The 22,905-nt window shown below is 58.7% G+C and carries 23 protein-coding genes, 1 tRNA gene and 1 pseudogene; 8 read left to right on the top strand and 17 right to left on the bottom strand.

Features of this window, described 5'->3' with window-relative positions; all coding sequences use genetic code 11:
- Positions 1-13 precede the first annotated feature (13 nt).
- The 14 genes and pseudogenes from VIN96_RS10940 to aroA all read right to left on the bottom strand — a co-directional run bounded on the left by VIN96_RS10940 (position 14) and on the right by aroA (position 13,346).
- Positions 14-1,339, bottom strand: a complete 1,326-nt coding sequence (locus tag VIN96_RS10940; RefSeq protein WP_331896167.1) for a folylpolyglutamate synthase/dihydrofolate synthase family protein — start codon at positions 1,337-1,339, stop codon at positions 14-16.
- A 34-nt stretch (positions 1,340-1,373) separates the two neighbouring features.
- Positions 1,374-2,351 carry an acetyl-CoA carboxylase, carboxyltransferase subunit beta gene (accD, locus tag VIN96_RS10935; RefSeq protein WP_331896165.1) on the bottom strand — a complete coding sequence of 326 codons (978 nt, stop codon included), beginning with the start codon at positions 2,349-2,351 and terminating at the stop codon, positions 1,374-1,376.
- 25 nt (positions 2,352-2,376) lie between these two features.
- The gene (trpA, locus tag VIN96_RS10930; RefSeq protein ID WP_331896164.1) at positions 2,377-3,228 is read right to left on the bottom strand and encodes a tryptophan synthase subunit alpha; all 852 of its coding nucleotides are present in this window, start codon (positions 3,226-3,228) and stop codon (positions 2,377-2,379) included.
- Positions 3,225-4,448 (bottom strand): tryptophan synthase subunit beta, encoded by a 1,224-nt coding sequence (gene trpB / locus VIN96_RS10925; protein ID WP_331896162.1) that lies wholly within the window; start codon positions 4,446-4,448, stop codon positions 3,225-3,227. The genes trpA and trpB overlap by 4 nt, the downstream gene beginning before the upstream one ends.
- Before the next feature lie 121 nt (positions 4,449-4,569).
- Positions 4,570-5,211 carry a phosphoribosylanthranilate isomerase gene (locus VIN96_RS10920; RefSeq protein WP_331896161.1) on the bottom strand — a complete coding sequence of 214 codons (642 nt, stop codon included), beginning with the start codon at positions 5,209-5,211 and terminating at the stop codon, positions 4,570-4,572.
- Between the two features lie 8 nt (positions 5,212-5,219).
- Entirely contained in the window at positions 5,220-5,759 is a 540-nt protein-coding gene (locus VIN96_RS10915) for a hypothetical protein (protein WP_331896160.1), read from the bottom strand.
- Positions 5,756-6,661 carry a hypothetical protein gene (locus VIN96_RS10910; protein ID WP_331896159.1) on the bottom strand — a complete coding sequence of 302 codons (906 nt, stop codon included), beginning with the start codon at positions 6,659-6,661 and terminating at the stop codon, positions 5,756-5,758. Before VIN96_RS10910 ends, VIN96_RS10915 begins: the two co-directional genes overlap by 4 nt.
- Before the next feature lie 88 nt (positions 6,662-6,749).
- The gene (gene pyrF / locus VIN96_RS10905) at positions 6,750-7,463 is read right to left on the bottom strand and encodes an orotidine-5'-phosphate decarboxylase (protein ID WP_331896158.1); all 714 of its coding nucleotides are present in this window, start codon (positions 7,461-7,463) and stop codon (positions 6,750-6,752) included.
- A 79-nt stretch (positions 7,464-7,542) separates the two neighbouring features.
- Positions 7,543-7,971: a lipopolysaccharide assembly protein LapA domain-containing protein gene (locus VIN96_RS10900; RefSeq protein ID WP_331896156.1), complete on the bottom strand. Its 429-nt coding sequence runs from the start codon at positions 7,969-7,971 to the stop codon at positions 7,543-7,545.
- A 71-nt stretch (positions 7,972-8,042) separates the two neighbouring features.
- Positions 8,043-8,324 carry an integration host factor subunit beta gene (locus tag VIN96_RS10895; RefSeq protein WP_331896154.1) on the bottom strand — a complete coding sequence of 94 codons (282 nt, stop codon included), beginning with the start codon at positions 8,322-8,324 and terminating at the stop codon, positions 8,043-8,045.
- Positions 8,325-8,457: 133 nt separating this feature from the next.
- Positions 8,458-9,405 carry a signal peptide peptidase SppA gene (sppA, locus tag VIN96_RS10890; RefSeq protein ID WP_331896152.1) on the bottom strand — a complete coding sequence of 316 codons (948 nt, stop codon included), beginning with the start codon at positions 9,403-9,405 and terminating at the stop codon, positions 8,458-8,460.
- 126 nt (positions 9,406-9,531) lie between these two features.
- Positions 9,532-11,259: pseudogene (gene rpsA / locus VIN96_RS10885) on the bottom strand (30S ribosomal protein S1); the annotation flags it as partial.
- Between the two features lie 84 nt (positions 11,260-11,343).
- A complete protein-coding gene (gene cmk, locus VIN96_RS10880; RefSeq protein ID WP_331896150.1) occupies positions 11,344-12,003 on the bottom strand; it encodes a (d)CMP kinase in 660 nt (219 codons plus the stop codon).
- A 2-nt stretch (positions 12,004-12,005) separates the two neighbouring features.
- Positions 12,006-13,346, bottom strand: coding sequence for a 3-phosphoshikimate 1-carboxyvinyltransferase (gene aroA, locus VIN96_RS10875; protein ID WP_331896148.1), 1,341 nt, complete (start codon positions 13,344-13,346; stop codon positions 12,006-12,008).
- A 138-nt stretch (positions 13,347-13,484) separates the two neighbouring features.
- Here aroA and VIN96_RS10870 point away from each other — a divergent pair, with 138 nt between their 5' ends.
- The 3 genes from VIN96_RS10870 (at position 13,485) to VIN96_RS10860 (ending at position 15,002) form a co-directional block, all read left to right on the top strand.
- The gene (locus tag VIN96_RS10870; RefSeq protein ID WP_331896146.1) at positions 13,485-13,841 is read left to right on the top strand and encodes an FYDLN acid domain-containing protein; all 357 of its coding nucleotides are present in this window, start codon (positions 13,485-13,487) and stop codon (positions 13,839-13,841) included.
- Between the two features lie 164 nt (positions 13,842-14,005).
- Positions 14,006-14,081, top strand: a tRNA-Ala gene (locus VIN96_RS10865).
- A gap of 366 nt (positions 14,082-14,447) precedes the next feature.
- Positions 14,448-15,002 (top strand): hypothetical protein, encoded by a 555-nt coding sequence (locus VIN96_RS10860; RefSeq protein WP_331896144.1) that lies wholly within the window; start codon positions 14,448-14,450, stop codon positions 15,000-15,002.
- A 142-nt stretch (positions 15,003-15,144) separates the two neighbouring features.
- On the opposite strand, the gene VIN96_RS10855 is transcribed toward VIN96_RS10860, so the two are convergent.
- Entirely contained in the window at positions 15,145-15,303 is a 159-nt protein-coding gene (locus VIN96_RS10855; protein WP_331896142.1) for a hypothetical protein, read from the bottom strand.
- A gap of 623 nt (positions 15,304-15,926) precedes the next feature.
- Between VIN96_RS10855 and VIN96_RS10850 the strand changes: the two genes are divergently transcribed.
- The 5 genes from VIN96_RS10850 (at position 15,927) to VIN96_RS10830 (ending at position 20,191) form a co-directional block, all read left to right on the top strand.
- Positions 15,927-16,772: a hypothetical protein gene (locus VIN96_RS10850; protein ID WP_331896141.1), complete on the top strand. Its 846-nt coding sequence runs from the start codon at positions 15,927-15,929 to the stop codon at positions 16,770-16,772.
- Between the two features lie 42 nt (positions 16,773-16,814).
- Positions 16,815-17,297 carry an adenylyl-sulfate reductase subunit beta gene (gene aprB, locus VIN96_RS10845; protein WP_331896139.1) on the top strand — a complete coding sequence of 161 codons (483 nt, stop codon included), beginning with the start codon at positions 16,815-16,817 and terminating at the stop codon, positions 17,295-17,297.
- Complete coding sequence (aprA, locus tag VIN96_RS10840; RefSeq protein WP_331896137.1) at positions 17,297-19,180, top strand: adenylyl-sulfate reductase subunit alpha; 1,884 nt, start codon at positions 17,297-17,299, stop codon at positions 19,178-19,180. Before aprB ends, aprA begins: the two co-directional genes overlap by 1 nt.
- Positions 19,181-19,307: 127 nt before the next feature.
- Positions 19,308-19,661, top strand: coding sequence for a hypothetical protein (locus tag VIN96_RS10835; RefSeq protein ID WP_331896136.1), 354 nt, complete (start codon positions 19,308-19,310; stop codon positions 19,659-19,661).
- 20 nt (positions 19,662-19,681) lie between these two features.
- The gene (locus tag VIN96_RS10830; protein ID WP_331896135.1) at positions 19,682-20,191 is read left to right on the top strand and encodes a hypothetical protein; all 510 of its coding nucleotides are present in this window, start codon (positions 19,682-19,684) and stop codon (positions 20,189-20,191) included.
- 110 nt (positions 20,192-20,301) lie between these two features.
- Here the strand turns inward: VIN96_RS10830 and VIN96_RS10825 are convergent, their stop codons facing one another.
- Both VIN96_RS10825 and VIN96_RS10820 read right to left on the bottom strand, forming a co-directional pair.
- Positions 20,302-21,780 carry a RimK family protein gene (locus VIN96_RS10825; protein WP_331896134.1) on the bottom strand — a complete coding sequence of 493 codons (1,479 nt, stop codon included), beginning with the start codon at positions 21,778-21,780 and terminating at the stop codon, positions 20,302-20,304.
- A complete protein-coding gene (locus VIN96_RS10820; RefSeq protein WP_331896133.1) occupies positions 21,781-22,890 on the bottom strand; it encodes a peptidase C39 family protein in 1,110 nt (369 codons plus the stop codon).
- Between the last annotated feature and the right edge of the window lie 15 nt (positions 22,891-22,905).

The raw sequence follows: 22,905 nt of genomic DNA, 5'->3' as shown, positions 1-22,905 counted from the left end.
TAGTGTGACGGCCTCAGCCGTTGGTTTTGAGCACGTGCCCGGCCAGATACAATGAACCGCAGATCAAAATGCGCCCCGGCGCTTGCCCTTGGCACGCGTCAATAATAGACCCAATCGCCGTTTCGACCGAGTCCGCCGTTTTGACGTTCATGTTGAGCTGACGGGCGACCTCGGCCCCCTCATCGGCGTGCAACGCGTTTTCCTGATCGGGAATGGTCACGCAGCGCATGCCGCGCACCTTGCCTTCGAGCGGCTTGAGGAAATCCAGCGGCGGGCGTTGGTTGAGCGCGCCGTAAACCACCCACAAATCCATGCCGCGCCACTGGCGCGTGTGCTGGGCGATCATCTCGGCGGCGGAGCGGTTGTGACCGCCGTCCAACCACAATTCCCACCCCTCAGCGAGCTGATCGGCCAGCGGCCCGGTGGTGAGGCGCTGCATGCGCCCCGGCCAGGTGACGGTTTTCAAACCCATCTTGATGGCCGCGTCGGAAATATCGAATTCGGGCGCCAAGGCCTCGGCGCACGCAATCGCCAGCGCCGCGTTGCGCATTTGGTGGCGGCCTTCCAAGGCGGGCGTGGGAAAGGCACGCTCGATCTCGCCCTGCGCGCCGTGGCCCTTGTAGAGCATGCCGCTGTCGGCTTGTGAGCGTCGCCCGCCGGCGGAACGCGCGAACCAGTCCGCGCCTTCCCAGATCAGCGGCGCACCGACCTCCTTGGCCTTCTTTTTGAGAACCTTTTCCCCCGCCCGGGTGCCTTGCGCAGCGACCACGCACGGCACGCCCGCTTTCAAGATTCCGGCCTTTTCGCCGGTGATGTCTTCGATGGTTTCACCCAAGTATTGCTGGTGGTCTATCGACACCGGGGTGATGCAGGTCAGGCGCGGCTGTTCGATCACGTTGGTCGCATCCAAGCGCCCGCCCAATCCGGTTTCCAAAATCACCACATCCGCGTCGTGACGTGAAAATGCCAAAAACGCCGCCGCCGTGGTGATTTCGAAAAAGGTGATCGGTTGACCCGCGTTGGCGCGTTCGCATTCTTCCAACACCGCGTTCAGTTCGTCGTCGTCGATGATCTGACCGGCGAGGCGGATGCGTTCGTTGAACGTCACCAAATGGGGCGAGGTGTAGACGTGGGCGCGATAACCCGCAGCCTCGACAAAGGCACGCAGAAACGCGACCGTCGATCCCTTGCCGTTGGTGCCCGCGACGTGCACCACCGGCGGCAATTTGCGTTCGGGATGATCGAGCGCTTCGAGCAACCGTTCCAGGCGCTCCAAGCTTAGGTCGATCAATTTGGGGTGCAGCGCCAACAGGCGCGTGAGAATGGTTTCGGTGCTCATGGTGGCCCTTAGGTAGGGCGCATGCCCTGCTGAATCAAGATCTCGGTTTGTCTTCGGGCGGGCGCGAACCGTGGGGAATGGGCGCGTCGATGATCGGTGCCGGTTTGGTATCGGGCATCATCACAGGCTCGGTCAACAGCTCCACCACTTCCGCCGGTGCGCCGGTGTTGCGCAACAACGACAGCACCCGGATGATGGTCGAACGCAGTTCCTTGCGCGGCACGACCATGTCGACCATGCCGTGGTCGAGCAGATATTCGGCGGTTTGGAAGTCGTCGGGCAGTTGCTCGCGGATGGTTTGCTCGATCACGCGCCGTCCGGCAAAGCCGATCACGCAGCCGGGTTCGGCGATCGCCACGTCGCCCAACATGGCGAACGACGCCGACACGCCGCCGGTGGTCGGATCGGTCAGCAGCACCAGATACGGCAGGCCTTTTTCCTTGACCTCTTCCACCGCGATGGTGGTGCGCGCCATCTGCATCAGCGACAAGATGCCTTCTTGCATGCGCGCGCCGCCCGATGCGGGAATGATGATCAACGACGCGTCTTGCACTTGCGCCAAGCGCGCCGCGGTCAAGATGCCTTCGCCCACCGCCGTGCCCATGGAACCGCCCATGAACGCGAAATTGAACGCCGCGACGACCACGTTCTGCCCGCCCATTTTGCCGTGGGCGACGATCAGGGCGTCGTCCTCGGCGGTCTTGGATTGGGAGTCCTTGATGCGCTCGGAATATTTTTTCAGATCGCGGAATTTCAGCGGATCGCTGACTTTCGATGAGAATTGCGCGGTTTTGTATTCGCCGCCGTCGAACAGCAGTTCAAGGCGCTTTCCAACGCCGATGCGCATGTGATAGCCGCAATGCTGACAGACGTGAATGTTGGCTTCCAGATCGCGATGAAAGATCATCTGCTGACAACTTGGGCACTGGTGCCACAGGTTTTCGGGGATGTCCTTTCCGCCGCCCACCAATTCCTTGAGCTTCGGCCTGACGAAATCCTTGAGCCAGTTCATGCGTATTCCTTCAACATCTTGCCCATTATTTTTTTGAACCGCGAACGCCGTTCGCAAGCTGCGTGACGAAGCCCAAGACCTCGCCCACCAAGCCCGGTTTGGCTTTACCGTCCGCATCCAGATTGTCATGGATGCGTTTAACCAGCGCCGACCCCACCACCGCAGCGTCGGCAACCGACGCCACATCGGCGGCCGCCTCGGGCGTGGTGATGCCAAAGCCCACCGCGACCGGCAAATCGGTGTGGCGGCGGATGCGTGTCACCGCCGCCGCGACATCGCCAACGGCGGCGGACGCCGTGCCGGTGATGCCGGTGATCGACACATAATAAACGAAACCCGACGCATTCTCCACCACACGCGGCAAACGCTTGTCGTCGGTGGTGGGGGCGGTCAGATAGATAAAGTTGATGCCGCCTTTGAGCGCCGGCAAGCACAGCTCGGCCTCTTCCTCGGGCGGCAGATCGACGATGATCAGGCCATCGACCCCGGCGGATTTGGCGTCAGCGACGAACGCCTCGACGCCGTAGTGGTGGATCGGGTTGAAGTAGCCCATCAACACGATCGGGGTGGCGTCGTCGCCCTTGCGGAATTCGCGCACCTGATCGAGGGTCTTGCGCAACGTCATGCCGTTTGCCAGCGCGCGCTGGGAACTGGCTTGGATCGCGGGGCCGTCGGCCATGGGATCGGAAAACGGCATACCCAGTTCGATGATGTCCGCGCCCGCACCGGGCAGGCCTTTGAGAATTTCCAGCCCCGTATCGCCGTCGGGATCGCCGGCAGTGAGGAACGTCACCAACCCGCCCCGGCCTTCGGACTTGAGATCTTCGAATCGTTTGGCGAGACGCGTTTTGACGGCCTTTGCATTGATCGCGTTCACAGGTTCACCCCCATATCGACACCCATGCTGGCCGCAACGGTGTTGAGATCCTTGTCGCCGCGACCCGACAAATTCACCACGATGATGTGATCTTTGGGTAGGGTCGGCGCGATTTTCATCACGTGGGCGATGGCGTGGGAACTTTCCAACGCGGGAATGATGCCTTCCAACTTGGTCAGCGTGTGAAATGCTTCGAGCGCTTCGTCGTCGGTCACCGGCACGTATTGGACCCGCCCGATGTCATGCAGCCAGCAGTGTTCCGGGCCGATGCCGGGATAATCCAGGCCCGCAGAAATGCTGTCGGCTTCCATCACTTGGCCGTCGTCGTCTTGCAGCAGGTACATGCGGTTGCCGTGCAACACGCCGGGCGAACCCGCCGTCAGGCTGGAGGCGTGTTTGCCCGTTTCGATCCCGCGCCCGGCGGCTTCGGTGCCGATGATCTTGACCTCGGCGTCGTCCAAAAACGGATGGAACAGGCCGATGGCGTTGGATCCGCCGCCGATGCACGCGACCAAGGTGTCGGGCAGGCGGCCTTCGGCGGCCATGCACTGTTCGCGGACTTCTTCGCCGATCACGGTCTGAAAATCGCGCACCATCATCGGGAACGGATGCATGCCCGCAGCGGTGCCGATCAGAAAATAGGTGGTTTCGACGTTGGTGACCCAGTCGCGAATGGCTTCGTTCATGGCGTCCTTGAGCGAGCACGAACCGACCGTCACCGGCTTGACTTCGGCGCCCAGCATCTTCATGCGGAACACGTTGGGCGCTTGGCGTTCGATGTCCTTGGTGCCCATGTAGATGGTGCACGGAATGTCGAACAGCGCGCATACCGTCGCGGTGGCGACGCCGTGCTGGCCTGCGCCGGTTTCGGCGATGATGCGGGTCTTGCCCATGCGCTTGGCCAGCAAGATCTGGCCGATGGTGTTGTTGACCTTGTGCGCGCCGGTGTGATTGAGGTCTTCGCGCTTCAAATAGACCTTCGCGCCGCCGAGTTTCTTGCTGAGACGTTCGGCGTGAAACAGCGGGCTGGGCCGACCGACGTATTGGGCCAGGTAATAGGCCTTTTCGCGGGCGAATTCGGGGTCGGCCTTGGCGGCTTCATAGGCCTCGGCGACTTCATGGACCAGCGGCATCAGGGTTTCGGCGACGAATTGTCCGCCGAAGATGCCGAAATGGCCGGTTTCGTCCGGGCCTTCGCGATACGTATTGGGCTTGCTCACAGGCTTAACTCACGGGCTTGGTTAAGGGCGTTCGCGCCGAAATGGGGCGAGCGCGGACCATAGCAAGCTCCGCGCCGGATTGCCAACGATTTGAACCGCCGAATGTGGCATTCGCGTGACCTTAAAGGGAATGGGCGCGTTGCAGAAATTGACGGATTTTTTCCACCGATTTCCGCCCCGGCGCGTCTTCGACCCCCGACGACACGTCGACGAAGCCCGCGCCGCTGGTTTTGACCGCCTCGGCCAGATTGCCTGCGTTGAGGCCACCGGCCAAAAGCCAAGGTTTCTGCCACTTTTCACCCGCGATCAGAGACCAATCGAAGCTCAAAGCGTTGCCGCCGGGCAGCGTCGCGTCCTTCGGCGGCTTGGCGTCGAGCAAGATGCGTTCACACACCTCTTCATACGTGTGGGCACGCGCAATATCGTCCGACCCTGCGATACCGATGGCTTTCATCACCGTCAATCCGGTAATGGCTTTGAGTTCGGCCACCCGTTCGACGGTTTCCGAACCGTGCAACTGGATCATGTCGAACGGCAACTGACGCGCGATGGATTGGGTCTCGGTATCGTTGGGGTTAACCATTAACGCGACCTTGATGATCCCTTCGGGCACGCGGGTCAACAAATCGCGCGCTTCGTCAATGGTGACGTTGCGCGGCGATTTTTCGAAAAACACAAAGCCCAGCATCTTCGCCCCGCCGGCTGCGGCGGCGTCGAGCGCTTCGGCGGAATTGATGCCGCAAATTTTGACGTCGATGGACATAAGGTATCCTAAGCGTTCCGATCCGCGGCGATCTTAGCCATCCCCGCACCGATAACCAAGCCCAACCAGGTGTTGAGGATGAATTCCGGCAAGATGTGCAGCGCCACGGACATGTGACCAAGCTCGACGTCGCCGAGCGCGCCGCCGATGAACGCGGCGATCACGAACAACACCAACGCGGTCGGCACCATCAAAAGCAGGCATTCGGCGATCATACCCAGCAGCGCCATCACCCCCGGCCAGCGCGGGTTTGGCACGGCCAAGCCCAAAAAGCTCGGCCCCGTCACCAGCCGTCCCAGCGCCCGGCTCTGCGCAACCCGCGACACCGAGGTGATGAACGACAATAAAAACAAGCCGTGCAGCGCATCGAAGGCGTAGCGTTCCGGCGGCCCCACCAAACGCGCCAAAATCACCACGCCGACCGACAGCACGAACGGCAACAGCGCCAAGCGCAACACCACCGGATAGGCCAGTGTCAGCGTTTGAATAGCTTGGTATGAAAGGCTACGAAAGGGCTTCGCATCCCCGGTATTGTGTTCGGGCGTCATGTTTCGACCTGTTGTTGCGGTCCGACCGGCTCCAAAGTTCGGTAGGCGATGGAATACATTGCAATCGTCACCCCATACCACAACCACGAAATCACCCCGAACACCACCATCGTGATGATCATGTTCGGTTCAAAACCGCTGCCCATCGCCATCGCCTCAGCCACGGACTGCATGAAGGCGTACGACCAAATACCAAAAATCAGCATATAGGGCAGCGACGCCACGAACAAAGCCACGAACATGCGCAGGGTGTTGCCCTTGGCCAGGGCCCAAGCCCCTTTAAACCGACGTCGCACCCCACCTTCTTGATCGAGTGCAATGGTCGGCAACACGAACCCCAGTCGAACGTAGATGGTCACACTTATAACCATCAATACAAGCACCACCATAAAAAACAGAATGCCAACCATGGCGCCCTCCGTGCCAACCAAGGCTGAAACAAGCAATTCCAATATGATCAGGCCCATCATGGAAACAAACATCGCCACAGAAGCAGTCACGAGAATAGCGATCACATAGCCCAAATAGCGCCATTCGCGCTTGCGCACCGTAAAACCCAGCGTCGGCGGCTGCTCGCCCAACAAAACGAAACGGTGCAGCGACACGAACACCGCGCACATCACCACCCACGACACCAGCATGTAGATGAAAAACATCGGATCGAACGCGGCGTCCAACTGGGCCTGCAAGGCGGCCGGATCAGTGTCCACCTGCAGTGCGGCATTGAGATCTTGAAAATTCCGATCCTGAAATCGAAAATTGACGATCCCCATCAACGCCATCGGCAGCCACAAGATCCGCACCATCGTGCCTGGGTTACCGAACACCACGCGGTAGCTGTCCGCCACCAGCGCGAAAATTTTCAATTTGGCGGTGTTTTCAACAAGGTCGTTGTCGCTCATAAGGCCCTCTCAAGCGGTCGATGCGCGCTCACTATAGGAAGTGACGCGGGCGCGGGCTAGAGCAAAACGGGTGGACAGGGTATCGGCCTCAGGCCAGTTCTTCGGCGATCAGGCGGGCGGCTTCGGTGGGGTCTTTGTGTCCGGTGATGGGCCGACCGATAACCAGATAGTCGGCGCCCAGATCAATGGCGTCCTTCGGCGTCACCACCCGGCGCTGATCGTCGGCGCTGGCCCAGGCGGGGCGGATGCCCGGCACAACCAGCATGAAATCGTGACCGACCGAGCCACGCAACGCGACCACTTCCTTGGCCGAGCACACCACACCGTCCAAACCGCTGGATTTAGCCAAGCGCCCGAGGCGCAGCACGTGTTCGAGCGGTTCTTCATCGATGCCGACTTCGGCCAGGTCTTCGCGCGCCATCGAGGTCAGCACCGTTACGCCGATGACGTTGGGGCGTTTGCCTGCCTCAGCTTGATCGGCCGCGCCGACGGCAGCCTCCATCATGCGCCGTCCGCCGCCCGCGTGCACATTGACGATGAATGGATTTAGCGCCAGCGATGCGCGGATCGCACCCGCCACGGTGTTGGGAATGTCGTGATACTTGAGATCGAGAAACAACGGCATGCCGCATTCGGTGACGCGGTGCGCACCTTCGGGGCCGTGGGCGGTGAAGAACTCCTTGCCGAGCTTCACCCCGCCGACAGAGCCCTTCAAGCCATGAGCAAGCTCAACCGCGCGCCCGACATCCGTAGTGTCCAGCGCGACGAAAATACGTTGCCATGCGTGTTCGATCCCAACCATGAGACTCTTTTACCTCGCACCTACACAACGGCAAAGACTTAATTGTACAAAAATAAATCGCGTCACATCGCGCAAGAAATCAGGCCGCGCTTTGTGGTTTGGGCAGTTGACCCTGGACGCCGGACGCGGGCCCGTGTTCGATGGTCGTGGCGCGAGCCTTCCGTTCATTGGCGGCGGCATGATCTTGCAAGGTCTTGATGCCCTTAAGTTCGGCTTCCAGGTGAGCGGTTTTTTCACGTTCCGTTTTCAATTCGCGGCGTGCGACTTCACCGTTATAGGATTGCTTGCGCAATTCCGAACGCAGCCGTCCTGCGCCCGCCCACGAGACCACCCCGCCCAGCACCACGCCAGCGCCGAGCACGATGGTCAGCAGCAAATACAACGGCACATCGAGCGTCATGGCGAACGGCCACAGGTTGAGCGTCGCCGCCTCTTTGTTGTTGAGCGCGAAGATCACCACGGCCACCGCCGCAGGCACCATAATCAGCCACGAGATAAGACGCCTCAAAGGCTTGCCCCCGTCTTGGTCGATCCGTCAACCGCGCCGTCTTGGTCAAGACGTGCGTCGGCGCGGACGGATCAGCCCATGTTCAGTTTTTCGCGCAGCTGCTTACCGGTTTTGAAGTACGGAATGTACTTGGCCGGGACCTCGACCGCTTCGCCGGTACGCGGGTTGCGCCCCGTGCGAGAGCCGCGTTCCTTGACCGAGAACGCGCCGAAGCCGCGCAGTTCAACCCGGTCGCCTTGAGCCAGCGCATCGGTGATTTCGTCGAAAATGGTGGTGACGATACGCTCCACATCGCGCAAATAGAGATGCGGGTTGGCTTCCGCGAGCCGTTGAATCAATTCAGATTTCGTCATGCTTTCACCTCCTGTCGGACCTACCCATTGCGGCAAAACCCCAGGCAATCCGGGCCAAAACCCGATGTAAAACGCCTCGGTCGATCTCCGAAACTGGACCCAATTGCCCATCCCAGCGCCGCGCGGCCAACAGCTATAGATTAGGGTGCCAAACCGAGAGCAACCCGTCAAGTGTAAGTCGTTCTGAAACCAGCGCTTTTCCAAACGCTCCAAAAACGCGTTCGACGACGTCGGGACGCGGATATTTGGGCTTTTTGTCGACCACAGGCAAATCGGCCTCCAAGCCCTTCTCCGTTTCCAGCCACGCGACCGCCTCGGCTTCGCCGCCGATGGCGTCGATCAGCCCGGCGTCCAAAGCTTTTTTGCCGGTGAACACGCGCCCGTCGGCCAACGCCTTGGTGGCGTCGATATCCATGGCGCGGCGTTCCGCGACCATATCGACGAACAGGTCGTACATGTCCATCACCACCTGCTGGACGTGTTCGCGGGCGTCGTCGGACAACGGCTCCATCGGATTGGGCTGCGCTTTCAACGCGCCGCTTTTGATGGTTTCCGGCTTCACCCCGATTTTGTCCATCAATTGGGTTACGTCAGCGGTTTGCATGATCACGCCGATGGAACCCGTCAGCGTGCCTTGGCGGGCGAAAATGCGATCTGCGCCGATCGCCGTCATATAAGCCGCCGACGTCGCGGTCGAGCCCATCACCGCGACCACCGGTTTCTCTGTAGCCACGTCGCGCAGACCGAGATAGAGGTTTTCCCCACCGACCACCGTGCCGCCGGGACTGTTGATTTCAACCAGAACGGCCTTGATGTGGTCGTCGTCTTTCAGCTCTTGCAGCAATTTGTCGCGATGGCGGTCTTCGACGATGATGCCCGTTATGTTGACCCGCGCGATGCGCCCGCCGCCCAACAGCTCGCCGGCGCTGAGCCCATCGCTGAAAGCGCTGTCTTGACCCAGCGTGCGCGCCAGCACGACGGCGATCAACGCGGTGATGCTGATCGCCGCAACCACCTTCCACAACATCGCCTGACGGCGTTGACGGCGGCGTTCCATAAGCTTGTCGGTATCGAGGGACATGTGCGGGCTCATCTTTCAAACACGAATAGGCGCGCAGTCTAACACAACCACACATCGTGCAAGGGTCAAAAAAACGCCCCCGACCTGATGGCCGGGGGCGTTGTTTTTGTCGTTCGAAAAGAAGACTTAGTCGTCGGAAGACGCGTTCTTTTCTTGCAACGCGGCGCCGAGGATGTCGCCCAGGGATGCGCCGGAGTTGGACGAACCGTAGTCCTGCATCGCCTGCTTTTCTTCCTGGAACTCGAGCGCTTTGATCGAAAGCGTCAGCTTGCGGCTGGATGCGTCGATCTGCGTGATCTTGGCATCGACCTTTTCGCCAACAGCGAAGCGGTCGGGACGCTGTTCGGAACGCTCGCGGCTGAGTTCGGTCTTGCGGATGAAGCCCGGCACGCCGTCGCCGGCGGTGACTTCGATGCCACCGTCGGTGATGCCCGTGATTTCACAAGTCACAACGGTGCCGCGCTTGAGACCGGCCATGCCTTCTTCAAACGGATCCTTGGAGAGCTGTTTGATGCCGAGAGAGATACGCTCTTTCGCCACGTCAACGTCCAGCACCTTGGCTTTGACGATGTCGCCCTTCTTGAAATCCTTGATGGCTTCTTCGCCGGACTGATCCCAGCTGAGATCGGACAGGTGAACCATGCCGTCGATTTCTTCGGTGAGACCGATGAACAGACCGAATTCGGTGATGTTCTTGATCTCGCCTTCGACTTCGGTGCCCACCGTGTGGGTGGTGAGGAAGCTGTCCCACGGGTTTTCGCCGCACTGCTTGAGGCCGAGAGAGATGCGGCGCTTGTCGGGATCGACATCGAGCACCATGACTTCGACTTCTTGGCTGGTGGAAACGATTTTGCCCGGGTGGACGTTTTTCTTGGTCCAAGACATTTCGGACACGTGCACCAGACCTTCGACACCGGCTTCCAACTCGACGAACGCGCCGTAGTCGGTGATGTTGGTGACGCGGCCCTTGAGCTTCGCGCCGACCGGGTATTTGGCGCCAACGCCTTCCCACGGATCGGACTCGAGCTGCTTCATGCCCAGCGAGATGCGCTGCGTATCGGCGTTGAAGCGGATGACTTGAACCTTAACGGTTTCGCCAACCTGCAAAGCTTCGGACGGGTGGTTGATGCGCTTCCACGCGATGTCGGTCACGTGCAGCAGACCATCGACGCCGCCGAGGTCCACGAACGCACCGTAATCGGTGATGTTCTTGACCACGCCTTCGAGCACGTCGCCTTCGGCCAGCTTGCCGATCAGTTCGGAACGGGCTTCGGCGCGGGTTTCTTCCAGCACGGCGCGGCGCGACACAACGATGTTGTTGCGCGAGCGGTCCATCTTCAAGATCTGGAACGGCTGCGGCATGTTCATCAGCGGGGTGACGTCGCGCACCGGGCGGATGTCGACCTGGGAACCGGGCAGGAACGCCACAGCGCCGTTAAGATCAACGATGAAGCCGCCTTTGACGCGGCCAAAGATGGTGCCGTTGACGCGTTCTTGCGCTTCGAACAGCTTTTCGAGCTGGATCCAAGCTTCTTCGCGACGGGCTTTTTCGCGCGAAAGACGGATCATGCCGTCGCGGTCTTCGTAACGCTCGATAAACACGTCGATCTGGTCGCCGAGCTTAACGGCCTGGGCGTCAGCGCCGACGCCGAATTCCTTCAACGGAATACGGCCTTCGGACTTCATGCCGACGTCAACCAGAACGGCGTCGCCGTCCACACGCAGCACGGTGCCGGTGACGACGCTGCCTTCGAGCATGGAATTCTGGGCAAAGGACTCTTCGAGAAGGTCCGCAAAATTTTCAGTGGTCATAAGACTAGGTCTTCCTTTTTTTTCACATTCCTGGCCAGTCGGTTGGTTCCGACGGTCTTTAGATCAAACAAAAATCCACATCCCTATTGCGGGATATGGGGCTTAAACACTTCTGAAAATCGATGATCAGAAGAGGTTCTTGGCGACGATGAAGTCGAGCGCCGCGGCAAAAGCCTGATCGGCGTCCATATCGCTGGTATCGAGCACCAAAGCGTCAGTTGCGGCGGCCAGCGGCGACGCACTGCGAGAACTGTCGCGGGCGTCGCGTTCCTTCATATCGTCCAGAACGCGCGCATATATAGCTTCAAGGCCGCGTTCCTGCAACTCTTTAAAGCGCCGTTTGGCGCGGATTTCGGTGCTTGCGGTCACAAAAAGCTTCACTTGGGCGTTCGGACACACGGTGGTGCCGATGTCGCGGCCGTCGAGGATCGCCCCTTTGGCCGGGCTTCCGTCGGCCAAGGCGGGCGGATTTTCGGCGAAATCGCGCTGAAAATCCAACAACGCGGCGCGCACGCCGGGCACCGCGGAAACCTTGGATGCGGCTTGCGCGGCTTCGTCGGTGCGCAGTTCGGGATTGTCCAACTCCGCCGGGTTCAAGGCCCGCGCGGCATCCTCAGCCGCCTGGGGGTCTTCCGGGTCTCCGCCCGACGCCAGCACTTTGTAGCCGGTGGCGCGATACAGCAGCCCGGTATCGAGCTTGGCCAGTTGAAAATGGGCCTCCAGCCGCTTGGCCAAGGTGCCCTTGCCCGCCGCCGCAGGGCCGTCGATGGCGAAAATAACGCTCATGCTCACGCCTCCCTTTCACTGAATTGTGCGCCGAGACCTTCCATCAGGTCGCGAAAACCGGGAAAACTGGTGTCAATGGGGCTGGCGTCATCGACGCTGATGGGCTTTGCGCTTGCACATCCCAGCACCAAGAACGACATGGCGATGCGGTGGTCGAGGCTGGACGCCACCGTGGCCCCACCCGGCACCCGTTTGCCCGTGCCGCCGACGCCTTTGATCGCCAACCAGTCGTCACCTTCTTGCAACTCGACGCCGCACGCCTTGAGACCCGCGGCCATCACGCTCAAGCGGTCGCTTTCCTTGACCCGCAATTCTTCCAAGCCTTCAAAGCGGCTTTCGCCCTGGGCGCACGCGGCGGCGGCGAACAACACCGGATATTCGTCGATCTGCGCCGGGGCGCGACTGGCGGGAACGGTGCAGCCCTTGAGCAGCCCGGACGTCACGCGCACGTCGCCGACGATTTCGCCGGCCTCGATGCGTTGGTTCAAAATCTCGATGTTGGCGCCGAAATCCTTGAGCGTTTCCACCACCCCGGCGCGCAACGGATTCAAACCGACGTTGGTGACGGTGATGTCGCTGCCGTCGACGATACAGCCCGCGACCAGCGCAAACGCGGCCGACGAAATATCGGCGGGCACGATGACGTCGCGCCCCTTGAGTTCCGGCTGGCCCTTCAACGTGATGCGCCGCGCGCCGCCGTCGAGTTCCTCGACCCGCACGTCCGCGCCGAAATGGGTGAGCATTTTTTCGGTGTGGTCGCGGGTCGGCTTGGGTTCGATCACCACGGTTTCACCGGGCGCACCCAAGCCCGCCAGCATCACCGCCGACTTGACCTGCGCCGACGCCACCGGAAGCTCGTAGGTGATCGGCATGGGGTCTTGCGCGCCGGTCATGGTCAGCGGCAAGCGTCCGCCCTCCGATGCCTCGAACACCGCGCCCACCTGACTCAACGGATCGATCACCCGCTTCATCGGGCGCGACGACAAAGACGCATCGCCCGTGAACGTGGCCTTCAAGCCCTGGCCCGCCACAAGGCCCATCAGCAACCGCGCCGCGGTGCCGGAATTGCCCATATCGAGGTCGCAATCAGGCGTCAGCAACCCACCGACGCCCAGGCCGTTCACCACCCATTCGCCGCTCTCCAGCCGCTCGACCTTGGCGCCCATCGCGCGCATCGCGTCCGCGGTGCACAGCACGTCTTCGCCTTCCAGCAATCCGGTGATTCGCGTTTGCCCCAACGCGACCGCACCCAACATCAAAGCACGATGCGAAATGGACTTATCGCCGGGAACGCGAACAACGCCGCGTAGCGGGCCGGAAAGGTGGGATGTCAAAGAAGGCAAGGTTTTTGGCCTCAAAGCAGAAAAGGGAAAGTCAGTTATGCGGTCTCTAGCACGTTTTTCCTTTTGACAGAACCCGCGGAACGTGGCAATTGCGATTGTCATATCTTTATACGTCCCAAGAACTGCGGAGACTGGCCCGTGGCGAAGCCCAACCTAGGTGAAAAACACGATTGCCCGAACTGCGAAACGCGCTTTTTTGATCTTGGCAAAGTGCCCCCGACTTGTCCCAAATGCTCAACCGTGGTTGAGGTGGGCAAGCCGAAGGCCAAAGCCAAAGCAGAGCCGATCGCAGCACCGGTGAAATCCAAAATCGCAACCGATGACGACGATGATATCGATCTGGATATCGATCTGGACATCGAGGTCGATGACGATGTCGATCTCGACGACGACGACGACGACGATTTGATCGAAGATACGTCCGATCTCGACGACGATGACGACGGCATCTCCGGCGTCATCGACACCGGCGACAAAGAAAACCTCGACAACTGAACGACCGCCGCGCGCAAAATGCCGCGGCGTTCGCATGTCGGGACGAAAATGTCACCCGGGTGTCATTTTTCCCCTTGCGCAAACAGGGACACGCCTTTAAGTTCCCGCCGCACACGCCCCATGGCCAGATTTGGCCGACCCAACCGGGGCGCTGCCAAACATTCGGGGCCGTAGCTCAGTTGGGAGAGCGCTACAATGGCATTGTAGAGGTCGTCGGTTCGATCCCGTCCGGCTCCACCATCAAAACCCCTTGGGAAACCAAGGGGTTTTGTCCGTTTTGGGCGATAGCCTATCCGTGACCAACGACTTGTGACCCGTGAGATGCGGTATCGCCTTATATTTATATACCGATGGCGATAATCGAGTTCGGTTCGGAACCTAATAATTAACTAAGTACAGACTCTCTGGGAGTGGCGCTTGAACCCCGGCTTGTTCGGCTTACCTATTCACCAGCCACCTCATGACACGGATCAACCGATACCATTGTCCGCCATCGTGCTTGTGTTACATTCTCGCTGGCGCCAGCGCCGTGTATGTGCTGAGCGTGCTTAGAGCTTGTTGTTTTCTGGCATGACGCAAAGACTGAAGAGAACGGATTTTTTATAGATGCCCCAAACACCCGAAAAAATCGAACAAGAAGACGGAACGATCGAGTGGCAGATTGATGGAACCTTGCACCGTGAAGACGGCCCGGCCGCCATTCGCCCCGATGGTTCGCAGGGTTGGTTTTTGAACGGCAAACAACATCGCCTGGACGGCCCGGCCGTTGAGCTTGCCGATGGCACCAAGGAATGGTGGGTAAACGGCAAATTGCACCGTGAAGACGGCCCGGCCCTTATCGAGGCGTATGGATCCAAGGAATGGTATTTCAACGGCAAGCTTCATCGCGAAGACGGTCCGGCTGTTGAAAGAGACGATGGAACTTTGCAATGGTGGTCACATGGCACCCGTCACCGCGATGACGGCCCCGCCGTGATCGAGCCGCAAGAAATGCAGCAGTGGTGGGCCAAGGGCAAACTGCACCGCGAAGATGGACCCGCCATCGAATATGAAGACGGCACGCAGGAATGGTTCCTGTTGGGCGTGCCTGCAACGGAAGATGTGGTCATGGATGCCGACAAACGCGCCGAATTCATCAAAAAACAGATAGACCCCGTTTAAGAAGCGAGAAGCCGGGGTTCGGCACGGCGGCCCGCGTCGGATGATCTCACAAGGTTGTTGCGGGCAGACAAAAAGAAAGGGAGGCGTCCAGCGCCTCCCTTTCTGCATTCCTAAACGGGCTTCGCACGCCCGTCAGCAAAGCTTACGGCTTTTTCGGAGTTTCGTAGGGAACTTCCTTTTGCCACTCGACCCATTCGGTCTTGTAGCCAACGAAACCTTTTTCGTTCACCGGTTGCTGCTTCGTGGTGTAGTACTCGGTCTTGCCATCAGGGACCGGGTCTTTAGCGTTTACGTTACCCATAATTCAACTCACCTGTTGTCTAGTTACAAACCGAGACAGTTCCCTGCAAAACTGCGAACACCCCACCCCGGCATGAAGATTTTTTCATATTTCAATGTTGGAATATATAGGATGGTTTTGTCGGAGGGAAGCAGCTTTTTACACCCCATAACTGCAGAGCCGACAAAGCAAGATCAAAAACACCGGCAATCGGCAACGCGGCAGCGGCCCCCATCTCGTCGACAGACTTAGGTATGACGATGCATTTCCGACCAGCACCTAGGACAGGAACTGCGGCAAAGGTCGGTGGAATCGAGTTGAACAATTGTGCGCCGCACCATGGCGGATTGGATGACCGGCACCATCCCCAACGCAGATCGGATGGGGCGTTTGATGGGCCGAGAATCAGCCCATTTTCGATCTGGATTCATTATGGATAAGCTGAAATCTTGCTGAAACACACGGATATACCTACTAAAATTTCCAGTGTGTCCTTGAGCAAAAAATTAAATTGCCGCGCGTTTGATCATTTCCATCATTCTGATTGTCAAATCAAGATTCCTTTATATAATGCCTCGCTAATGGAAAAGACTCTAAACACATAGATTTTTCAATAATTGACGACTACGACACGGGAGGAATTGATGTTCGCCAGTAATCCATTCGCTGATCTTGCGACGACCATTCCGCTTAACGTTATCCAAGGTTATGTCATTTTAATGGCGATCTTGGTCGTTGGCGGAACGGTTGTGGACATGATCCACAAGAAAAGCGCCAAATACTTTTTTGCCAAAGCCAAATCCGCCGAAGCTGCACGTACGCGAGTACTGGGTGCCGGCGACAAGATCGGCATCGCCGTTAGCACGGTTGTCGTAGATGTGGCGACGTCGGGGGAGTTCTGCAACCCCAAACGCCGGATTTCGCACCTGTTCACCATGTACGGTTTCATTCTGTTCATTTTGACGACCGTTGCCTTGGTGTTCGCCTACCCGACCCACGAAGCTCCGGGCATCGTCTCTCAGCTCTGGCACCTGGGTGCCGCGATGGTCATGTTCGGCGGTTACTGGTTCTGGTTCTTCATCCGCGTCGATGTCGCTGCTGAAGGTGTTCCCTGCTACCGCATCGTGAAGGCTGACATGTTCATCCTGTCCCTGCTGGGCACCACGACCTTCGGTCTGGTCTGGGCCATCCTGCAAGCCAAAGGCGTCGCCGTTTGGACGACCCTGTTCCTGGCGTTGTTCATCATCTCCGCTACGGTTCTGTTTGCCGGTGTCTTGTGGTCGAAGTTCGCTCACATGTTCTTCAAGCCGGCGGCTGCTTTCAACAAGCGCGTCATCAAAGCCGATGGTTCCCGTGAAAACCTGCCGGAGCCGGTAGATCTGACGGACCCCGCATTGCAAAAGCGGTTCCCCGATATCCCGGAATACATGGGCACGAACCCGTCTTACATGGGCCTTGGCATCAAGCGCGAGCAGCCTAAGCACTACTAATCAAACCTGAAAGATTCTTTCTAACAGGGAAGGAAACGAATTATGCCTACTTTTGTCTACATGACACGATGTGACGGCTGCGGACACTGCGTTGATATCTGCCCGTCCGACATCATGCACATCGACACGACCTACCGTCGTGCCTACAACATCGAACCGAACATGTGCTGGGAGTGCTACTCCTGTGTGAAGGCTTGCCCGCAGAACGCCATCGACGTGCGCGGCTACGCCGACTTTGCACCGCTCGGCCACAGCGTCCGCGCTGTCCGTGACGAGGAAAAGGGCGTCATTGCTTGGCGCATCAAATTCCGCAACGGCAAGAAAGACCTGAACCTGCTGGCTCCGATCACCACCAAGCCCTGGGGCACGGCCATCCCTCAACTCGCCAACGCTTCTGCTCCTTCTCAGGAACAGCGCGACAGCCAGTTGCTGTATAACGAGCCGAAGTACATCCGTATGGATGACGGCGGGTTGCATACCCTGGAATCCAACGGACTCCAGATGAAGAAGGGGGTCTACTACTAATGGCTTACAAAACTATCGTCGAAGATAACATCGACATCCTGGTCGCCGGTGCTGGCCTTGGCGGTACGGGCGCAGCTTTCGAAGCCCGCTACTGGGGTAAAAACAAGAAGATCGTGATTGCCGAAAAGGCCAACATCGACCGTTCCGGCGCTGTTGCCCAGGGTCTCTACGCGATCAACTGTTACATGGGCACCCGTTTTGGTGAAAACAACCCGGAAGACCACGTGCGTTATGCCCGCATCGACTTGATGGGCATGGTGCGTGAAGATCTGCTGTTCGACATGGCCCGCCACGTCGACTCCGCGGTCCACCAGTTCGAAGAGTGGGGCCTGCCGATCATGCGCAACAAGGAAAAAGGTTCCTACCTGCGTGAAGGTCGCTGGCAGATCATGATCCACGGTGAATCCTATAAGCCGATCGTGGCCGAAGCCGCGAAGAAGTCGGCCGACAAGGTTTACAACCGTGTCTGCGTCACCCACCTGCTGATGGACGAAGCCAAAGAAAACCGCGTTGCCGGTGCCGTTGGTTTCAACGTCCGCACGGGTAACTACCACGTCTTCAAATCCAAAACCGTGATTTGCGGCGCAGGTGGTGCATCCAACATCTTCAAACCGCGTTCCGTGGGTGAAGGCGCCGGTCGCGTTTGGTACGCACCGTGGTCCTCTGGTTCCGCTTATGCGTTGATGATCAACGCCGGCGCGAAAATGACCCAGATGGAAAACCGTATCGTTCTGGCTCGCTTCAAGGACGGTTACGGCCCGGTCGGTGCTTACTTCCTGCACCTGAAGACCTACACGCAAAACGCATACGGTGAAGAATACGAATCCAAGTGGTTCCCGGCCCTGCAACAGATGGTCGGCAAGGAATACCTGGATCCGGAACTTTCCCACGCGACGCACCGTCCGATCCCGACCTGCCTGCGTAACCACGCGATCATCAACGAGGTGAACGCCGGTCGCGGTCCGATCCACATGGTCACCATGCACTCGTTCCAAGACCCGCATCTGGAAGAAATCGGCTGGCACAACTTCTTGGGTATGACCGTTGGTCAGGCCGTTCTGTGGGCTGCCACGGACGTTGACCCGAAGAACGAAAACCCGGAACTGACCACGTCCGAGCCGTACGTCATGGGTTCCCATGCCACCGGTTGCGGCGCTTGGTGCTCCGGTCCGGAAGACGTGTCCCCGCCCGAATACCAGTGGGGCTACAACCGCATGATGACCGTCGAAGGTCTGTTCGGCGCCGGTGACGCGGTCGGCGGTACGCCGCACGCGTTCTCGTCCGGTTCCTTCACCGAAGGCCGCATCGCTGCGAAAGCTGCTTGTAAGTACATCGACGACGGCAAGGCCGAAGGCATTCGCGTTTCCGAAGCGACCATCGCCAAGCTGCGTGAAGAAGTCTACAAGCCGATGGAACACTACAAGGTTCATCGCAACGAGATCGTGGCTGGTGAGGTCAACCCGAACTACCACAACCCGCGTCAGTCTCTCGACCGTCTGCAAAAGCTGATGGACGAATACTGCGGTGGCGTGACGGTCAACTACATGACCAACGACAAACTGCTGAACATTGGCCTCAAGAAGCTCAAGATCATGGAAGAAGATCTCGAGAAGATTGCTGCCAAGGACCTTCACGAATTGCTGCGTGCCTGGGAAGTCAAGCACCGTCATCGTACGTCCGAGTGTGTGATGCAGCACACCTTGTTCCGCAAGGAAACCCGTTGGCCGGGTTACTACTACCGTGGTGACGCCATGAAACTGGATGACGAAAACTGGCACGTTCTGACCGTGTCGCGCCGTGATCCGAAGACTGGCAAATACACCATGGAGAAGGCACCCCTGTATCACTTGGTTGATGTAGAAAAAGCTGCAGCAGCCGAGTAATCTTCATACACCCCGGCAGAAGGTCGCTTCGATCTTCTGCCGGGGCATGAAAAAAGATCAGCATTCCCGTGTTGATCTTTTTTTATGCCCCAGCAAGATTTTCTTTTCAGTGTGACTGAGGACTCAAATGAACATTACCGAACTCACCGACGATGAAATTTTGACCGTTGCCGAGCCGTTGTGGACGGAGCTCGTCAGGGCTTCCAACGAAGGTAAATACGGAAAATTCATCCGCAACTTTGACTACAGCCTGATCCAAGGCTTGAACGAAATCGAAGTCGGCAAGCAATTCGCGCAAAGCGAACTGACCCGGAGCCTTTCCGAGGTCTACGACTATCTCGGCATGATCCGTCGTGGCCTCCATGTCACGGTTTTGTACCGTGTGCGCAGCACCAAGAAGGAAGGCGAATGGCTCGGCCGCTTGGTTCTCGGTTTCAATGACCAAGACGAGATCAAGATTTTTGGCGCCTCCGTCTTCTAAGACCCCGATTGTGACCTGATATGAGCGAAACGATTCAAGATAACAAGTTTGTCGAACTCAGCTACAAGGTGATCGACCAAAAGTCGGGCGAAAGCCTGATCGCGGTGGAATACCCCATCGGCTACGTGCACGGCATGGCGAGCGCTCTGGATGAAAGCGTCACCAAAGAATTAGAAGGCAAGAAAAAGGGTGACATCATCGAGGTCCCCATCGATTGCAATATACTCTATGGCCCGCGCGATGAATCCTTGGTCTTTACCGACCGCATCGAAAACGTCCCCGAAGAATACCGGGAAGTCGGCACCACCATCACCATGGAAAATGCCAAAGGCGAACCCCGCAACTTCATCGTCACCCGCATGGACGACACGACCCTCACGGTCGACGGCAACAATCCACTTTCTGGCCGTCACGTGATTTTCAAGCTCGAGGTCCTGAACGTCCGGAACGCCACCGAGGAAGAAATCGAATTCGGCGGCGCGATCGTCGATGAGCCGGACGTCGGCGGAGCCGTCAAGGTGCCGATCTAAGAGATCGTCGCATCCACCGGCGAGCCCACCGCGTTTCTCGAAGGCTCCGAAGCACCGGCTTCGGAGCCTTCGTTCTTTTGGTGCTTTAGCCGAATTTGATCGAACGCACTCTACGCCGCACCGTCAATACGGCGGATGAATTCCTTGAGGATGCGTTCATACAGTTCGTCTTTGAGCACCTTATCCTCGACCTGGGTTTCCAGCGATGGGTTATCGTTGACTTCGATGATCATCAGGCCTTTGTCGGTCTGCTTCAGATCGACGCCGTACAAACCGTCGCCGATCAAGTGGGCGGCCTTGCGGGCGACCTCGACCACTTCGGCAGGGGCATCCTCGACCGCGAAGGTTTTCCAGCCGCCTTGGCGAAAGCTGCCATCTTTGCCGTGATTGACGATTTGCCAGTGATTGCGCGACATCAGGTATTGACAGACATAGAGCGGCTCGCCCCGCAGCACGCCGACGCGCCAATCAAACGGCGTGTAGACGAATTCCTGCGCCAAGATCAGGCGTGAACTTTTCAACAGGTCCGCGCCGCCATCGAGCACTTGCTGGCGTGTTTCCGCCTTGTGCATGCCGCGCGAAAACGATCCGTCGGGAATTTTCAAGATGATCGGATAGCCCAGTTCCGCTTCCAGTTCGGCAGCGGTTTCGGGACCGAAGTCGAGACGGTTGACAACCCGCGACTTGGGCGTCGGCAAGCCGTGTCGTTGCAGAAGTTCGTGCAGATAGACCTTGTTGGTGCAGCGCAGGATCGAGGTCGGATCGTCGATCACCACCAGACCTTCCTGCTCGGCCTTCTTGGCAAACTGGTAGGTATAGTGGTCGATGGACGTGTTGGTGCGGATAAACAGCGCATCGAATTCGGGCAGACGGCGATAATCCTTCTTGGTGATCAGTTCCACGTCCATGCGCAGGCCTTGACCGACACGCCTAAACTTTTCGAACGCCGCCGCGTCGGACGGCGGCAACGCTTCGTCCGGATCGTACAAAATCGCGAGGTTGTATTGAGCGGGCGGGCGCCCCCCGCTCAGTTCCTTGCGGGTGCGGGTGTAGGTGCGCATCGCATCGTAAAACATCGTCGCCAGATCGCCGGGCACCTGGTGCAGACCCAGCGGGCGGATGGCGGAGATTTCCCAGCGTTTGCCCGGCTTAATGTCGAGTTGCAAAATCGGATAACGGAAGGTGTCGAAGCATTCCGCCGCCAACCGCTTGAAGCGCGAATCGTCGGGCTTGCCGAAAAACACGGTCAGCGAAAAGGAGCTTTCCGGTGCATCCGCCAGCCGTTTGATGATGCGGTTCAAGATGGTGTTCAGTTCCGCCAGGGCAAAGGCGTAGAGGTTCTTGCGTTGCAAGCTCAACACGTCGGCCACCGTGGGCATCGGGATCTGGCCGCGGGCTTCGGCCAGCAACGAGCAATAATAGCCGGCACTCAGATAATCGTAATGGCGGCACAAATTGATGACCCGCGCGGGCCGACGCTTGTGCTTGGTCTTATTGGTGAGAAACGCGTCGGCGCTGATGAGGTTGAAGCCTTCCGCGGGACCTTTCCAATCGCTCAGGCGGTCGACGATGATGGCGTAACGTGGCATTCAGAGTTTGCCCTTTCGCAAAGGATGAATGACAACCGAGGCAAAGTGCTTGCGGCTTCCGAACCGCATCATGCGCGTCAGTTCCGCGCGGGTGATGGGGATACCGATGCAATCCGTGTCGAAGCGATTCTTTTCCGGTTCAGGAAACGGGTCGTTGATATAAATGAAGTGCTCGTCGAACGCGCTCAGCACCACCCAGTGCGGCTCTTTGTCGCCGCTCAGCCGATACGCACTGATCAAGACGATGGGAATATGGCCGCGCCTGATGTGCTCGCACAGTTCGTTCGCATCCATCGGCTCGCCGCGCATGGCGATGTCCGTTTCGGCGGCTTCTTCGAGAAAGCCTTCCTCGACCATGCGAATGACGTCTTTTTTGTCTTCGCTGCGCACCGACGAAATGAACATTTCGGTTTCGTCGCTCATCGCCACGTCGACGCCGAACCCGCGCCGCCACGCCGCCAACGCAAGCCCCAGCGCGCCGCAACCGCCGTGCCCGGCGGTCATGAAAATGGTGGTGGCTTCGCGCCACAGCTGCAGTTCCAACTGGCGGTTGACGGTCAGGCCGGGCTGCAGGGTTTTCATCGCCATGATCAGACAGGCCGGGCCGCAGGTGAAGTTCAGCGTTTGGGCGTAATATGGCACACGATTGAGGTCTTGCGCCAAATGCGGGGCGAGACGCTTTTCCATGCGCACCGCGCTGGCGTGATCCTCATAGTAATCGGGATGTATGGCAAAGGCACGATATCCCAATTGATGATACAGGCTTTGCGCGGCGGCGTTGTCTTGGTGAACCTCCAAGCGCATGCGCGTGGCGTCGCGGTCCAGCGTGCGACTTTCCGCTTGCGTCAACAAAGCACGCGCGATGCCGCGACCGCGCAAGTCGGGATCGACGGCCAGAGAATACAACCGCGCCAAGGCGGTGTTGGGATGAAACAGCACCAGCGCGTATCCGTTCAGGAGGTGATCGTCGTCTTCATCGACAAGCACCATTGCCTTACCCTTGGCAAGAAAGCGGCGGAAGCTGCGGGCGGATAGGCGATCGGTCTCGAAACAGCGGTTTTCGAGATCGACTAAAGCGGGCACGTCGTCAACGACAGCATCCCTGATCATATCTGCCTTCCCAGG

Source organism: Magnetovibrio sp. (genome assembly GCF_036568125.1).
In the GTDB taxonomy this organism is placed as follows: Bacteria; Pseudomonadota; Alphaproteobacteria; order Rhodospirillales; family Magnetovibrionaceae; genus Magnetovibrio.
Note: the sequence above shows the minus strand (reverse complement) of the source record. Positions and strands in the feature narration are given on the sequence as shown.